Origin of the sequence: Rossellomorea sp. LjRoot5, from assembly GCF_964253455.1 — a bacterium.
GTDB lineage: Bacteria > Bacillota > Bacilli > Bacillales > Bacillaceae_B > Rossellomorea.
The window spans coordinates 2603547-2618841 of sequence record NZ_CAXUQN020000001.1; the positions used below are offsets into that span (position 1 = coordinate 2603547).

Annotated in this window: 12 protein-coding genes; all 12 read right to left on the reverse strand. The window is 43.3% G+C overall.

What is annotated here, in order from left to right; genetic code table 11:
• Positions 1-239: 239 nt before the first annotated feature.
• The 12 genes from ACSQ2E_RS13365 to asd all read right to left on the reverse strand — a co-directional run bounded on the left by ACSQ2E_RS13365 (position 240) and on the right by asd (position 15136).
• Positions 240-1199: an ABC transporter permease gene (locus ACSQ2E_RS13365; RefSeq protein ID WP_435991244.1), complete on the reverse strand. Its 960-nt coding sequence runs from the start codon at positions 1197-1199 to the stop codon at positions 240-242.
• Complete coding sequence (locus ACSQ2E_RS13370) at positions 1200-2249, reverse strand: ABC transporter permease (RefSeq protein ID WP_435991246.1); 1050 nt, start codon at positions 2247-2249, stop codon at positions 1200-1202. It lies immediately after the preceding gene.
• Complete coding sequence (locus ACSQ2E_RS13375; protein WP_435991248.1) at positions 2242-3777, reverse strand: ABC transporter ATP-binding protein; 1536 nt, start codon at positions 3775-3777, stop codon at positions 2242-2244. The genes ACSQ2E_RS13370 and ACSQ2E_RS13375 overlap by 8 nt, the downstream gene beginning before the upstream one ends.
• A gap of 211 nt (positions 3778-3988) precedes the next feature.
• Positions 3989-5083, reverse strand: coding sequence for a BMP family lipoprotein (locus tag ACSQ2E_RS13380; protein ID WP_435991251.1), 1095 nt, complete (start codon positions 5081-5083; stop codon positions 3989-3991).
• A 50-nt stretch (positions 5084-5133) separates the two neighbouring features.
• Positions 5134-5859 carry a GntR family transcriptional regulator gene (locus ACSQ2E_RS13385; RefSeq protein WP_060669639.1) on the reverse strand — a complete coding sequence of 242 codons (726 nt, stop codon included), beginning with the start codon at positions 5857-5859 and terminating at the stop codon, positions 5134-5136.
• Between the two features lie 424 nt (positions 5860-6283).
• Positions 6284-8647, reverse strand: coding sequence for a DNA translocase FtsK (locus ACSQ2E_RS13390; RefSeq protein ID WP_435991253.1), 2364 nt, complete (start codon positions 8645-8647; stop codon positions 6284-6286).
• A 184-nt stretch (positions 8648-8831) separates the two neighbouring features.
• Positions 8832-9038 (reverse strand): YlzJ-like family protein, encoded by a 207-nt coding sequence (locus ACSQ2E_RS13395; protein WP_034760106.1) that lies wholly within the window; start codon positions 9036-9038, stop codon positions 8832-8834.
• On the reverse strand, positions 9035-9769 hold the full coding sequence (locus tag ACSQ2E_RS13400; protein ID WP_435994532.1) for a ClpP family protease: 735 nt from the start codon (positions 9767-9769) through the stop codon (positions 9035-9037). The genes ACSQ2E_RS13395 and ACSQ2E_RS13400 overlap by 4 nt, the downstream gene beginning before the upstream one ends.
• A gap of 145 nt (positions 9770-9914) precedes the next feature.
• On the reverse strand, positions 9915-11582 hold the full coding sequence (locus ACSQ2E_RS13405) for a ribonuclease J (RefSeq protein ID WP_435994534.1): 1668 nt from the start codon (positions 11580-11582) through the stop codon (positions 9915-9917).
• Positions 11583-11868: 286 nt separating this feature from the next.
• Positions 11869-12741 carry a 4-hydroxy-tetrahydrodipicolinate synthase gene (dapA, locus tag ACSQ2E_RS13410; protein WP_435991256.1) on the reverse strand — a complete coding sequence of 291 codons (873 nt, stop codon included), beginning with the start codon at positions 12739-12741 and terminating at the stop codon, positions 11869-11871.
• A 22-nt stretch (positions 12742-12763) separates the two neighbouring features.
• A complete protein-coding gene (gene dapG, locus ACSQ2E_RS13415; RefSeq protein ID WP_435991258.1) occupies positions 12764-14002 on the reverse strand; it encodes an aspartate kinase in 1239 nt (412 codons plus the stop codon).
• A gap of 84 nt (positions 14003-14086) precedes the next feature.
• Entirely contained in the window at positions 14087-15136 is a 1050-nt protein-coding gene (asd, locus tag ACSQ2E_RS13420; protein WP_435994536.1) for an aspartate-semialdehyde dehydrogenase, read from the reverse strand.
• Between the last annotated feature and the right edge of the window lie 159 nt (positions 15137-15295).

Here is a 15295-nt window from a genome sequence, read left to right on the forward strand (position 1 = left end):
TTAAATGGGTGTGCCGAACTAAGAATATAAAAATAGAAAGAGGAATCTGCATAACTTCATGTGGATAAATCCCTAACGTGAGGCCATTCGGCTATTCTGTAAAAGCATGACAAAACAGAACACCAGCTGATCTAGAATCACTCCTCATTATCACCCACACATTATGAGAAAATTAATCCACAGTATGAAAAAGGATATCCCGGGTCCCGGGATATCCTTTTGGATTTATGATAGATGTATTAACGGTTTCCTTTGATGTATGGAGTACCAAGAGCTTTAGGTGCATCTGCACGACCGATGAAGCCTGTCAGTGCAAGGATGGTAAGCACATATGGCGCAATCAATAGGAATACACTTGGGATGCTTTCAAACAACGGGATACTGGATCCGATGATGCTTAAACTTTGAGCGAAGCCGAAGAACAGGGCCGCTCCCATGGCTCCAAGTGGATGCCACTTCCCGAAGATCAAGGCTGCAAGGGCCATGAACCCTTGTCCGCTGATCGTTGCATGGCTGAAGTCTGAGGAAATCGCCTGGGCGTATACTCCCCCGCCGACACCGGCAAAAGCACCGGAAATGATGACACCGATATAGCGCATTTTCGTTACATTGATTCCCATAGTGTCTGCAGCCATAGGATGCTCACCTACAGAACGCAATCTAAGACCGAACGGGGTTTTGAACATAATGAACCAAACGATGAAGGACACAAGGATCGCGACGAATGGTGGCCAGTATGTGTTAGAAAAGAAGATATCTCCGATGACCGGGATTTTGTGAAGTAAAGGAACATCAACCTTCCCAAATCCTTCAGAGATGATATCCGTTTGACCCTTTCCATAGATACGTTTGACTAAGAAAAGAGTTAACCCGACTGCCAGTAAGTTGATGGCTACACCTGATACAACCTGGTCAGCCCTGAATGTAATGGAAGCAACAGCATGCAGGATGGCTAATAGCCCCCCCATCACCATGGCCACAAGTAGCGCGACCCAAGGAGTCGCTGCACCGAAAGTATCTGCGAAAGCAAGGTTAAATACAATACTTGAGAATGCACCAATGACCATAAGTCCTTCGAGACCAATGTTTACTACTCCCGAACGCTCTGAGAACGCCCCTCCCAAAGCAGTGAAAATAAGTGGTGTTGCCCAAAGTAATGTTGATGGGATGAGGATTGTCAAAATATCAATAAAACCCACTTATTTCACCCCCTTTTTACTAAATCGTTGAATCAGATAACGAATCATATAACCAGATGCTACAAAGAAAATGATAAGGGCAATAATAATATCTACCAGTTCATTTGGAATTCCTGCATCGAGAGGCATATTCAACGCCCCTACTTTGAGTCCTCCAAATAGAAGGGCGGCGAACACAACTCCGATGGCCGCATTACCACCAAGAAGGGCTACAGCGATCCCATCGAAACCGACACCTGTAAATCCTCCCTTGATTGAAGCATAGCCGAATGTGCCAAGGCCTTCCATCGCTCCTGCAAGGCCAGCAAAAGCTCCGGAGATAACCATGGAAAGGATGATGTTTCCATTCACGTTCATACCGGCGTATTGAGAAGCATGCTGGTTGAATCCTACAGAACGAAGCTCATATCCACGCTTAGTCTTTTCAAGCAAGAACCACATAATGAATACACAGGCAAGTGCGATGAAGATTCCCCAATGCAATCGGGAATAATCTGTCAATGTTTCAAAGAAGGGTGATTTCAATGAAGCTGTATCCGCAATCATTTCTGTCCGATCTTTACGGTCAGTAATGACATCACGGATAATGGCATTTGTAACATGAAGAGCAATGTAGTTCATCATGATCGTTACAATGACTTCATGTACGCGAAATTTCGCTTTGAGAAGTCCAGGTATAAAGCCCCACAGTGCTCCTGCAAATGCGGCCGCAATGATTGCAAGGGGTAAATGGATCAGTTTAGGTAAATCATCAAAGGCAACCCCTACCCACACAGCTGCAAGCCAGCCCACAATCAATTGACCTTCCACTCCGATGTTAAAGAGACCCGTTCTAAAAGCAAAGGCAACAGCCAGTCCTGCTAAAATATACGGTGTCACTTGACGGATCGTTTCTCCTACATAATAAATCTCCCCGAAGATTCCATTCCATAATGCAGCGTATCCTGCTATCGGGTCATACCCACTCACCAGCATGATGATCGTTCCGACAATGATACCTAAAAGGACTGAAATTACCGGGATTAATATATTTGTTAAGCGGTTAGACATGTGATTCCCCTCCCGTTTCCTTCCTCTTCGAACCAGCCATTAAAAGTCCAAGTTCTTGTTCGGTAGTTTCCCTAGGATTAACTATCGCCACAATTTGACCTTCGTAGATAACGGCAATACGGTCACTTACATTCATGATCTCATCGAGTTCAAATGACAGCAGAAGAACCGCTTTTCCATTATCTCTTTGTTCGATCAGACGTTTATGGATAAACTCGATCGCCCCTACATCAAGGCCCCTGGTCGGCTGGGCAGCAATCAATAGATCCGGATCCCGGTCAACCTCACGGCCGATGATTGCTTTTTGCTGATTCCCACCGGACAAAGCACGGGCAAGGGTGAATTCTGATGGAGTCCTGACATCAAATTCCGATATCAATTTTCTTGCCTGATTGTAAATATTTTTATAACTAAGTACCCCTTTGTTGGAATACGGTTTCTGGTAATAGGTCTGAAGAACCATATTTTCCCCGATAGGAAAATCAAGTATCAGGCCGTGTTTATGCCTGTCCTGAGGAATATGACCTACACCTGACTCATAAATTTTACGGGGTTTCATATTTGCGATTTCTTTTCCATTCAGTTTGATTGAACCACTGTCGACTTTATGAAGACCTGTGATGGCCTCAATCAACTCACTTTGTCCGTTTCCATCCACACCGGCTATGCCAAGGATCTCCCCTGCTTTCACCTCAAGGTTTAAGCCCTTTACAACAGGGACATTTCGCTGATCTTTTACGTTTAAGTCACGAACCTCGAGAACATTATCACTAGGTGTAGCTTCTTTCTTCTCTGTTTTAAATGTGACTTCACGTCCCACCATCAGACTCGCAAGGTGATTCGGGTCAGTCTCTGCGACTTTCACCGTTCCGATCCCTTTACCCTTTCTGATAACGGTTACATTATCACACACCTCCATAATCTCTTTTAGCTTGTGAGTGATGAGGATGATTGATTTACCTTCTTTAATCAGTGTTTTCATGATTTGAATCAGTTCTTTAATCTCTTGAGGTGTCAATACAGCGGTCGGTTCATCAAAGATCAGGATTTCCGCCCCTCGGTAAAGTGTCTTTAAAATCTCTACACGTTGCTGCATACCTACAGAAATTTCAGAAATTTTAGCACTCGGATCTACTTTCAATCCATATTTTTCAGAGATATCCAGGATATCTCTTTCCGCCTTTTTAATATCCACTGTGGCTCCGGATTTCGGCTCTCTTCCAAGTATGATATTCTCTGTTACAGTGAAGGTATCGACCAGCATAAAATGCTGATGGACCATACCGATTCCGAGATCATTGGCTATGTTCGGATTGGTAATGTTCACTTTCTGTCCTTTTACCCGTATTTCTCCTTGTTCAGGTTGGTATAGCCCGAATAATACATTCATTAATGTAGACTTACCTGCACCATTTTCACCAAGAAGCGCATGAATTTCACCTTTTTCGAGCTGAAGGGTAATATTGTCATTTGCTACGATGCCGGGAAACTCTTTGCGGATATTCAGCATCTCGATTACATAATCCATTGCTAATCACTCCTTGCATAGACTAGGGATATTTATCTAGTAGTTAGAGGTCAGACCTTCACTACTCAGAAAAAAAAGGGTTTCCCCGAATAAAAATCTAAATGAAAGATAGAAATTTTCTATACTTCAATTAAATTTCTATTTATTTATGAATCTATTTTCAGGAGGATAAGCGGCCGGGTATCTTCCGGCCACTTTCCTTCTTGTTCGATCAGTTAGCTGAGAAAGCTTCCGCATCTTTAATAGATTCAGGAACTTTTACATCTCCACTAGTAATCTTTTCTTTCCATTCATCTACTTTTTTCATGACTTCATCTTTATTGGAAAGTTCGTCATTTATTTCAGCAAGTCCTACCCCATCTTCTTTAAGACCGTATAGGATTTGTTCTCCACCAGGGAAATTTCCTTCTTTCGCTTTAGTGGAAAGATCCACTACAGCGTTATCAACGCGCTTAAGAGCCGATGTAAGAATGATATTATGATCTCCTACTTTACCTTCTGCAGATTGATCAGAATCAACTCCGATTGCCCAAAGTTCACGTGAAGGATCTTTTTCTTTCAAGTCGCGTGCTTCTTTGAATAAACCATTACCTGTTCCACCAGCTGCGTGGAAGATTACGTCTACATCTTGAGTATACATTTTTGATGCGATTGTTTGTCCAAGTTCAGCTTTGTCGAATGCACCTGCATAGTCTGCAACGATTTCCGCATCAGGATTGACCGCTTTAACACCAGCAATAAAACCAGAGTGGAAACGTTCGATTACCGGAATCTCCATACCACCGATAAATCCGATTTTGTTCGTTTTAGTCGCAAGTCCAGCTGTTACTCCAGCAAGGAAAGAAGCTTCTTGCTCCTTGAACATGATGCTTGCAACGTTTGGTTGATCCACTACAGCATCAACAATTGCGAAGTGTGAATCTTTTTGTTGTTGTGCAATTTCAGTGATTGCACCTTCCATAAGGAAACCGATACCATATACTAAGTCAAAATCTTGACGAGCTAATTTGTTTAAGTTCGTAGCATAGTCAGCATCTGATTGTGATTGTAAATAGTCAAATCCATCTTTACCTTTTTCCATGTCGTTCTCTTTACCGAAGGCTTTCAGACCTTCCCATGCTGATTGGTTGAATGATTTATCATCCACGCCACCAACATCTGTAACCATTGCTACAGTAAATTGATCTTCTTTCTTGCCTTCACCACTAGATGCACCTTCTTTGTCCTCGCTTGTTCCACAAGCACCTAATAATGTACCTGCTGCCAGAACAAATGACAACGCTAAACCGAATTTACGTTTTTTCACCTAGAGTACCCCCTATTATTGTAATAAATTAGTAGTAAGATGGATTGCTGTTATACGCGCTTTCTTAATACCTGGAAGCTAAATTTGTCTGATCTGAAATAGTTTACGGAATACAGGATCGGCTCATCGTTTTCATCAAAGTGCATTTGCTTTAAAACGAGTAACGCCGTTTCCGGCTCGCAATTTAGAATAGGGGAGATTTTATCGTGATATCCCATAGGTTCAATTTGTGCCACTGCATGGGTAATTCTCTTATTCTCCCGTTTTTCTAAAACAGTGAAAATCGAATTATCCTCATGTGTGAAATTCCTCGGCATGACTTTCTCAGGAATTTTGTCTACACAATATACAACCGGTTCCCCGTTTGCGGTTCGAACCCTTTCAATGAGGATCACATCGTCCTCTTCATTGCAAGTAAACCTCTTCACATCATCCTCAGTAGCTTCTTGAGTTGTTGAGCTTAAGAAAATGGTCCCTGGCTCCATACCAGCCTGTTTGATCATGTTCGTTACACTGTTCAGCTGCTCGATACCAGAAGTGAAGAGCGGCTTGGCGTTTACAAATGTACCTACACCATGACGTCGTACGATGACACTTTCTTCCTCAAGAATTCTGAGAGCTTCCCTAAGAGTCGCCCTACTTACACCTAATTGTTTGGAAAGATCGAATTCAGATGGGAGTTTTTCTTTTTCTTTGTATATTCCCGCTTCGATATCCTTCTTCAAACGGTCAATTACCTGTAAGTATAAATGCCGATTATCTGTTTTTATTGTCACTGGAACCACCACCACATTTTCTCAAGACATCAGACCTCTGATGTATATCTTTCCTACTAATCGAAAATACTATAACACTTTTCTTTTGATAAATAAATAGCATTGTGTGATTTTGTCGAAAAAAATGATTAGAATGACAATTTTGAATCCTTTTCTGTAAAAAAATTGAAAAAACAGTTGATAAATTGGGCTTAAATGGGATAAATTAACTACATTTTTACAGACAAAACGTTTTCCGTTATCATTTTTTACATACTCACAACAATGGCATTACATTTGTAAACGCTTTTAATAGTATAACACATTCGTGGATAAACCCGTATCTCTTTCATTAAAGCGTATTCAAATGGTGGAATTTGCTCATTTCAACCACAAAAAAAGGCATGTTACCCCCTTCGATATGAATAGAGTAACACACCTTCCATTATGAACTTTGCTCTTCTGATGGTTTGCCGACCAGTACGGTTCTGGGTTTACTGCCTTCATAAGGGCCAACGACTCCCCTTACTTCCATTTCATCGATCAATCTAGCAGCCCTCGTATAGCCGATCCTGAATCTCCTTTGAAGCATAGAAACGGATGCTGTTTGCATTTCCGCAATCAACTGGACGGCATCATGATATAACTCGTCTTCCGCTTCCCCAGACTTCCCATCCTCCGGCACTTCATCGGGAATCATTTCTTCCTGATATTGAGCCTTCTGTTGGGAGATGACAAAGTCGACGATTTCTTCTACTTCTTCATCTGATAAAAATGCACCTTGCACCCTTGTGGGCTTGGATGCCCCAACAGGCATAAAAAGCATATCGCCCCTTCCCAATAGCTTCTCAGCACCACCGGAATCCAGGATCGTTCTGGAATCGGTTTGGGACGATACGGCGAAGGCAATCCGAGACGGGATATTGGCTTTTATGACCCCTGTTATGACGTCTACCGATGGACGCTGCGTTGCTATAATAAGATGGATTCCGGCAGCACGTGCCATCTGTGCAAGCCTTGTGATGGCATCCTCCACGTCGCTCGAAGCTACCATCATGAGATCCGCCAGCTCGTCTACAATCACAACGATATAAGGCAGCAGGGGCTGTTTATCTTCATTTTCTATATTCTGTCTCTTAACGTAGTCATTGTAACCTTCAATATTCCTCGTTCCCGTATGAGAGAATAGCTCATACCTGCGCTCCATTTCACTTACAACCTTCTTTAAAGCCTGGGACGCTTTTTTGGCATCTGTTACCACGGGTGCCAGGAGATGTGGGACTCCATTGTATACGTTAAGTTCGACCATTTTCGGATCAATCATCATCATCTTTACCTCATGGGGCTTTGCCCTCATGAGTATACTCGTGATGATTCCATTGATACATACACTCTTACCGCTTCCTGTTGCCCCTGCTACTAGTAAGTGAGGCATTTTATTCAACTCAGCGAGCACCGCTTCACCGGTAATATCACGTCCTAAGCCAATTTGCAGTTTGGCATCGGGTTTGTTATGCTCCTTCGCTTCAAGTACCTCCCGCAGGGACACCATGGCTACTTCTGAGTTCGGGACCTCAATACCGATGGCCGATTTACCCGGAATCGGGGCTTCAATCCGAATATCTTTCGCTGCCAGGGCCAACGCCAGGTCATCACTCAAGTTGACGATCCTGCTTACTTTCACCCCTACATCTGGATGTACTTCATACTTTGTGACTGCAGGACCAAGATGGACTTGCGTCACTTTCGCCTTTACCCCGAAGCTTTGAAATGTTCTTTCAAGCTTAGCCGCGTTGGCATGTATCAATTGATATTCGTTACTCTGATCCGTTTTTCTCGGGGTTTTTAATAAAGAGATTGAAGGAAGCTTGTAATCTTTATTTTCCACTTCCGTAAAGGTGATTGGCGGGGCTGCTTCCGCTTCCCCTTTCGAATCGCCCTCTTTTTCAGATGAAGAAGCCTCTTTATCATTACTTGTCCCGCCTCGTGAAGAGACTGGATCATCTTTTGATTGTGATCCGCCATATGCACGCTCTGCGAAATTCGAAATGATCGGTTCCCGCGTTTCTTCTTCCACGGGAAGCATTGGTTCAGGGGGTTCCTCTTTTCTCAATGGTGTATCTTGCTTTTTCTTCTCTTTTATTTCTTTTTTCTTAGATTGCTCTTCTTTCCAGTCGCTCATATCCTGTTTAAATGCAGACCATTGCCCACTCATGAACGCACCAAAGCGTTTCCCTGCTCTTCCAAGTACGTCCCCAATAGATTTACCAGTCACGAGGATGATGCCGATCATAATGAAAGTTGCGCTGACGATCCTCGCTCCCTGTGAATCAAATAGAAAGTAGGAAACTGCAAACAGGATGCTGCCGATCATTCCTCCCCCAAGGTCGGATGTACTGGATTCACCATTGACGTCCATCCAATATAAGTCCCACGTATTCATGATGACACTGGGATTAGAGAATGAACCGCCATTTGAAAGGAGATCGAATAGTTTCACATGACTTAATAGGAGGAAGCTTGCAATGATGATGTACACCCCGACAAGTCTCCTGCTGAACAACATCGGTACCTCTCGTTTAATCATCAGGTAGCCCGCTACATACAGCATCCATAGAAGGGCTATCATATACCATTCCCCTAGGAAAAAACGATAAAAATATACAAGTGCCTTTCCAACGGCTCCAAGCTCAATGATGGATATCAAGCTTAATGCGGAAAGGATCAATCCGATGATCTCATACTTGATCGTCTGTTTCAGTGCAGTGCCGGTTTGGGAGCGTTTTTTTCTTTTTTTCCGTTTTGCCAATCCATTCACCTAAATTCTGTTGAAGTCTATCTGAGTTATGTACTAAAAGATGACGAAAGGGCCGACCCTTTGGGGCATTGTATGTGCCTAAGGTGTCAAACCCTTCCCGTGAACTTATCGTATCTACTGTCTTCTGAGTAATATTATAACATAACCACTATTTCGGGAAAATCCTCTTTCTCACTTAATTGTTGAGATATTCCCCTGGGCATATCTGATCATTTAAGTAATGGGCGGGATCACTGCTCATGACCCTGATGATTCGATATTTGTTTTCCTCCTGCTGAACCAGAAGGGGAACGCCCTGATAGTTTATCATCATTTGTCCGCTGAATTCACTTCCATCGGTCGGGAACACCAGGTCATTGGGAACCATTGTATAGAGGATCATTGCACTAGCCCCTCTTGAGTATCTGCATGCTTCTTCATCTCGATCAATTCATTGATCTTTCTGATTGCCGACCCGATGCCGCCAATCCCATCGATCAATCCGTACCCCACGGCATCATCCCCTACCACATTCGTACCTATATCTCTAGTGAGGTTCCCTTTTGCAAACATAAGGTCTTTAAAATCCTCTTCGGTGATATTGCTGTGGTTAGTGACAAAGCTGACTACACGATCCTGCATTTTATCCAGATACTCAAAAGTTTGGGGTACCCCGATGACTAAACCGGTTAATCGAACAGGGTGGATCGTCATGGTAGCCGTACTTGCAATGAAAGAGTGGTCGCAAGATACAGCAATTGGAACCCCGATGCTATGTCCTCCCCCAAGCACGACTGAAACAGTAGGTTTGGATAATGAGGCTATCATTTCGGAAATGGCCAGACCTGCTTCTACATCTCCCCCCACAGTATTCAGAATCACAACCAGCCCTTCGATCTTGGGATTTTGTTCAATGGCCACAAGCTGGGGGATGACATGCTCATACTTTGTTGTTTTATTTTGAGGTGGAAGCTGCATATGTCCTTCTATCTGACCCACAATGGTGAGGCAGTGAATATTGGAGTCTTGAGAAAGTTGTGGAACATTCGTTTGACCCAGCTGTTGAATCTTTTCCATCAATCCAGATGGTTTGTCTTTCTGATCATCCTGTCCTTTGTTTGGCTCATCCTGCATATGTTCACGATTTTGTTCCATGAAAACATCTCCTTTTCATTCCCATTCTCTTGTTATTATTTTAATATGGGAGTGTTTTCATACTTTATTCTTTAGGGTTCAAATAAATATGAGGCTATTTGTTCGTAACAAATAGCCTCCCACTTTATACTTCCATGATAATCGGTAAAATCATTGGTCTTCTTCGTGTTTTATTAAATAGGAAATAATTTAGTTGATCCCGGATGTCCTGCTTGATCGCTGTCCATTCAAAAGATCCTTTTTGCAGATAGGAATGAACCACATCCGTCACGATTCCCCCTGCCCCTTCGATCAATTCCTCGGACTCCCTCACGTATACGAATCCCCTGGAGATGATTTCAGGTCCTGAGACGATAGACTTGGATCTTCTGTTGATGGTGATGACAACCGTAAACACACCGTCTTCCGATAATAACTTACGATCACGAAGGACAATATTCCCTACGTCCCCAACACCGATTCCATCGATCAATACATTACCTGCCTGAACACGGCCGCTCATTCTCATCTTCCCATCTTTATATTGAAGCACATCCCCCTTATCCATGATAAAGATCTGCTTATAAGGAAGTCCCGTATCATGTGCGAGCTGAGTATGAGCGACAAGCATTTTATATTCACCCTGGATCGGTATGAAGTACTTGGGTTTCATGATATTCAACATGAACTTTAAGTCTTCCTGACTCCCATGACCTGACACATGAACCTTTTTTGTCGCGGTTAACACATTTGCCCCGGCTCTATACAGCATGTCGATCGTCCTGCCCACAATCACTTCCATGCCTGGGGAAGGTGTGGCGGTAATGAGGACGGTGTCACCTTCTTCAATGTTTACAAGACGATGGGAACGCTTGGACATCCGTTGAAGGGCCTCAAACGGTTCCCCTTGAGTTCCAGTTGCTATGATGAGGACTTCATCTTTAGGATAATCCTCCATTTCGTCAATTCCAATGATCATTTCATCCCGGACATGAAGGTATCCGAGTTTCAAGGCTACATCATAGACTCTCTTTAAGCTCTTACCGACCACAGCCACTTTTCGATTATTCTGCTCCGCTGCATCAAATACCTGCTGAAGACGAATTAAATTCGAGGCGAAGCATGACACAATCACTCTCCCTGATGCTTTTCTCAAGGCGTCCGTGATATGTTGTTCGATAACCGACTCTGGTGTTGTAAACCCTGGTCTCTCAGCCTCTTTACTGTCAGACAACAGACAAAGGACACCCTTCTCACCGATTTGCGCCATCTTGCCTAAATCAGGACGGTAAAGATGCTTTGCGGATTGATCGAACTTGAATTCGCCTGTATGGACGATGACTCCTTCAGAGGTATGTATGCAAACCCCGACTGAATCAGGAATACTGTGCGTGGTTTTAAAGAACGCAACATTCACACCGTCAAAAGTAAGATAGCTGTCAGAATGAATCGTATAGAACTTCACATCATCCCTGATATGTTCATCCTTCAAGCGTGCCTTTACCAATGCATTCGTTAAGCGTGTTCCATAGACTGGAGCCTTGATCTTCGTTAATACATATGAAATCGCTCCAATACTGTCTTCATGTCCATGAGTCAGGAAGATCCCTTTTACGCGTTCTTTATTTTCAATCAAATAGTGAATGTCAGGAATGACGATATCGATCCCGAGCATTTCATTTTCAGGAAACATTAGTCCTGCGTCGATCACGAATATTTCATGGTCAACTTCAATCACGTACATGTTCTTGCCAATCTCTCCCACTCCCCCGAGTGGTATCACCTTAATGCTTTCATTCTTTATCTTACTCACCATTATGTCCTCCTATGCTGTGCCTTCCCCGATCTTTAATCAGTTATATTCATTATACTTGATACCATTTTGGTAGTACAACCAATTTTATCCTTCGTATTCAGGATTAGGAAAAAGACTGCAATCATTTATTCTACGTTACTATTTCGATACGGTAAGAATAAATCCTTCTTCTTTTGAATAATTATCTCTCTCAGAGTACAAAAGGATCTTGCCCAATAAGAAAAAACAAAAGACCGTGAAGGACATCTCTTCACAGTCTTTAGGATATAGCAAGTGCATTATATTAAGATAACGCTTCGAGCAAGTGAGACAGTTTTGCTCTTTCCACTTCTGCTAAGGGGATCAGTGGCAATCGCACAGAGCCAACGTCCAGGCCTTTCATCTGGAGGGCCGTTTTGACCGGAGTGGGGTTCGGGCTAGTAAACAGGCCTTTCATGATCGGAAGGAGCTTTTGATGCATTTGCGCTGCATGGATGATGTTCCCTCCTAAAAAGGATGAGACCATCTCCTGCATCTCATTTCCGATGACATGGGAAGCCACTGACACAATTCCCGCTCCTCCAATGGATAATACCGGCAAGGTGAGACCGTCATCACCACTGTACAACATAAAATCATCTGTCGTATGGGAAATGATTTCAGTCATACTGTCCAGATCCCCACTTGCTTCTTTCACAGCAACAATGTTCTCAATCTTTGAGAGACGAATAATCGTTTCAGGTGAGACATTGACGCTTGATCTGCCCGGAATATTATACAGCATGACAGGTAAGGAAGTTGATTCTGCAATCACCTTAAAATGCTGGTACATTCCTTCCTGACTCGGCTTATTATAATAAGGCGCTACAAGCATGATGGCATCGACGCCTGCCTCCTCCGCCTTTTTAGTAAGTTCGATCGAAGCATGGGTGTTGTTGCTTCCCGTCCCGGCAATGACCGGAATTCTGCCATTTCCCACTTTCACGACATGACGGAATAGTGCGATCTTTTCTTCTTTCGTTAACGTGGGAGACTCACCGGTAGTGCCTGCTACTACTAATGAATCGGATCCATTTTCGATCAGATAATGGATTAATTGCGTCGTTTTAGTAAAATCAATATTTCCTTTACGGTCAAATGGCGTAACCATCGCCGTAGAAACGCGGCCAAAATTCAATCTAGTCACTCTCCTCGTATGTTTATCCCACTCTGAATGTAGCATTTCCTTCTTGCAATTGGAATGTATCATGAAGGCCATTGATGGCATTGATCAAGTCAATTTCCTTCACCAGAATCCAGATGGTCGTATGGCTGTCTGCTGATTGAAGTATACGGATCCCTTCGTTGGATAGGGAAGAAACAATAGCAGAGGTCACCCCGGGGACACCTGTCATTCCCGCCCCCACCACTGAGATCTTGGCACATTCCGATTCTATGATGGGGTTATGCCCTATCTTTCTTAATACCCTGATCGCATCATCCGCTACAGAAGAACCCACCGTGTATACGACACCTCTCGGGGAAATATTAATAAAATCGACGCTGATCCCCTCTTTGGCCATGGCTTTGAACACTTCGGCTTGAAGATTGTACTGGTCTTCCTTAGCGAATACTTTAATTTGGGTGAGGTTGGATACGTGAGCGATCCCTGTGACGGGGTGACTCCTGAACTCTTTATGGGCCTTTGTATTTTCCAGTGTCGTCACAAGAGTTCCTTCCCCATTTGAATAGGTTGAACGAATCCGTATCGGCACATTCGAATTCATGGCAATTTCAACCGCCCTAGGATGGATTACTTTGGCTCCCTGATATGCCATATTACACACTTCATTATATGAAACCACCGTTATCGGTCTTGCCTTGGAAGAAATACGTGGATCAGCAGTCATGACCCCTTCCACATCTGTAAAAATATCGATGTAGTCTGCTTTTAATGCGACACCAAGGGCTGAGGCGGAGGTATCGCTCCCCCCTCTGCCGATAGTTGTCACATCCCCGTCCTTGGTCGCTCCTTGAAAGCCTGCCACTACGACGGCATCATGATGTTCCAGCTCCCTTACCAACCGGCTGCATTTCATCTCTATAATTTTTGCATTGTTAAAATCGTTATTCGTCCGGAACCCTGCCTGAGCTCCGGTCAAGGCTGTTGATTGGATTCCATGCTCAAGGAGCATATTGGAAAATACCAGACTTGAAATGATTTCTCCACAGGATAATAAAAGGTCCTGCTCCCGTTTGCTGATTGAAGTGTTACTGCCACCGATTAATGACAACAGGGAATCTGTGGCGTAGGGTTCACCTTTTCTTCCCATTGCTGAAACGACTACCACCACTTTATACCCTTTATCAATTGCTTGTTTCGTATGGGCAATTGCCTTCAGGCGACTTGCCTCATCACGTACAGAAGTTCCACCAAATTTTTGAACGATCACTTTCATGACTACACCTCGTTGTCATATTCAAGAGGTATCTGGAAAACGATTAGTGGAATTATGCAAATTCATAGCTGAGATGATCCCTCTTCACTTAATTAGCCCCAGATTCATTAAACTTTCTGCGATTTGAACAGAATTCCAGGCAGCCCCCTTCAGTAAGTTGTCAGATACAACCCACATATGGAATCCTCTGTCTTCATCAAGATCCTTACGGACGCGACCCACAAATACATCCGGCTTACCTACAGCATGTGCAGGCATCGGATAAATTTGTTCTTCAGGTACATCTTCCAGGGTTACCCCAGGTGCATCTTGAAGAAGTGCGTGGATATCTTTCACCGAAACAGAATCCTTCTCAATTTCAATATATACACTTTCGGAGTGACCTGTTACAACCGGTAATCTGACACATGTCGCTGATACCTTTAGAGAAGGCATATGCATGATCTTTTTCGTTTCATTGATCATTTTCATTTCTTCGAATGTAAAGCCATTGTCCTGAAATGCATCAATTTGAGGAATGGCATTATAAGCAATCTGATAATGTTTTTTGTCGCCTTTTACAGGTAACACACCGGGTTCAAATGATTCGCCGGATAAAATGGCCTGTGATTGCGCGTGGAGTTCATCGATGGCAACGGCACCGGCGCCTGAAACGGCTTGATAAGTGGATACGATTACTTTCTTCAAGCCATACTGCTTGCGGATCGGTTCGAGTGCTGCAACCATTTGAATCGTCGAACAGTTCGGATTGGCAATGATTCCGTTGTGAAGCTTAATGTCCTCTTCATTTACTTCCGGGACTACAAGTGGAACATCCGGATCCATTCGATATGCACTCGTATTGTCGACTACGACTGCCCCGCGTTTTACGGCTTCAGGAGCAAGAAGTTTTGATACACTTCCACCTGCACTGAATAAAGCGATGTCGACCCCTTCAAAACTTTCAGGCTTCGCTTCTTCAACCGTCCAATCTTTCCCTTTAAATATGACAGTGGAACCCGCAGAACGTGCTGATGATAGTAAAGTTAATTGTTTTATTGGAAAATCCCTTTTTTCTAATGTTTGAAGCATTTGTTGTCCTACGGCACCGGTGGCACCCACAACAGCTACATGAAATCCCGTTGTATTCAAAATCTTCTCTCCTTCCAACCATTCAATATTCTCATAGTACAATAGGTAAGTTAATTTAGTCTATTACTATAATAAAGAATATTTTAACATAAACAATTATTCGACAATAGGATTTTTTATTGATGATTCCGGGTTCGTATATCTTTACATGCATGAAAAGAA

Excerpts from the sequence above, each read along its gene's own strand:
- ACSQ2E_RS13370 (WP_435991246.1), bottom strand. The coding sequence starts at position 2,249 with ATGTCTAACCGCTTAACAAATATATTAATCCCGGTAATTTCAGTCCTT.
- ACSQ2E_RS13375 (WP_435991248.1), bottom strand. The coding sequence starts at position 3,777 with ATGGATTATGTAATCGAGATGCTGAATATCCGCAAAGAGTTTCCCGGC.
- ACSQ2E_RS13395 (WP_034760106.1), bottom strand. The coding sequence starts at position 9,038 with ATGATCCTCTATACAATGGTTCCCAATGACCTGGTGTTCCCGACCGAT.
- ACSQ2E_RS13400 (WP_435994532.1), bottom strand. The coding sequence starts at position 9,769 with ATGCAGGATGAGCCAAACAAAGGACAGGATGATCAGAAAGACAAACCA.
- dapG (WP_435991258.1), bottom strand. The coding sequence starts at position 14,002 with ATGAAAGTGATCGTTCAAAAATTTGGTGGAACTTCTGTACGTGATGAG.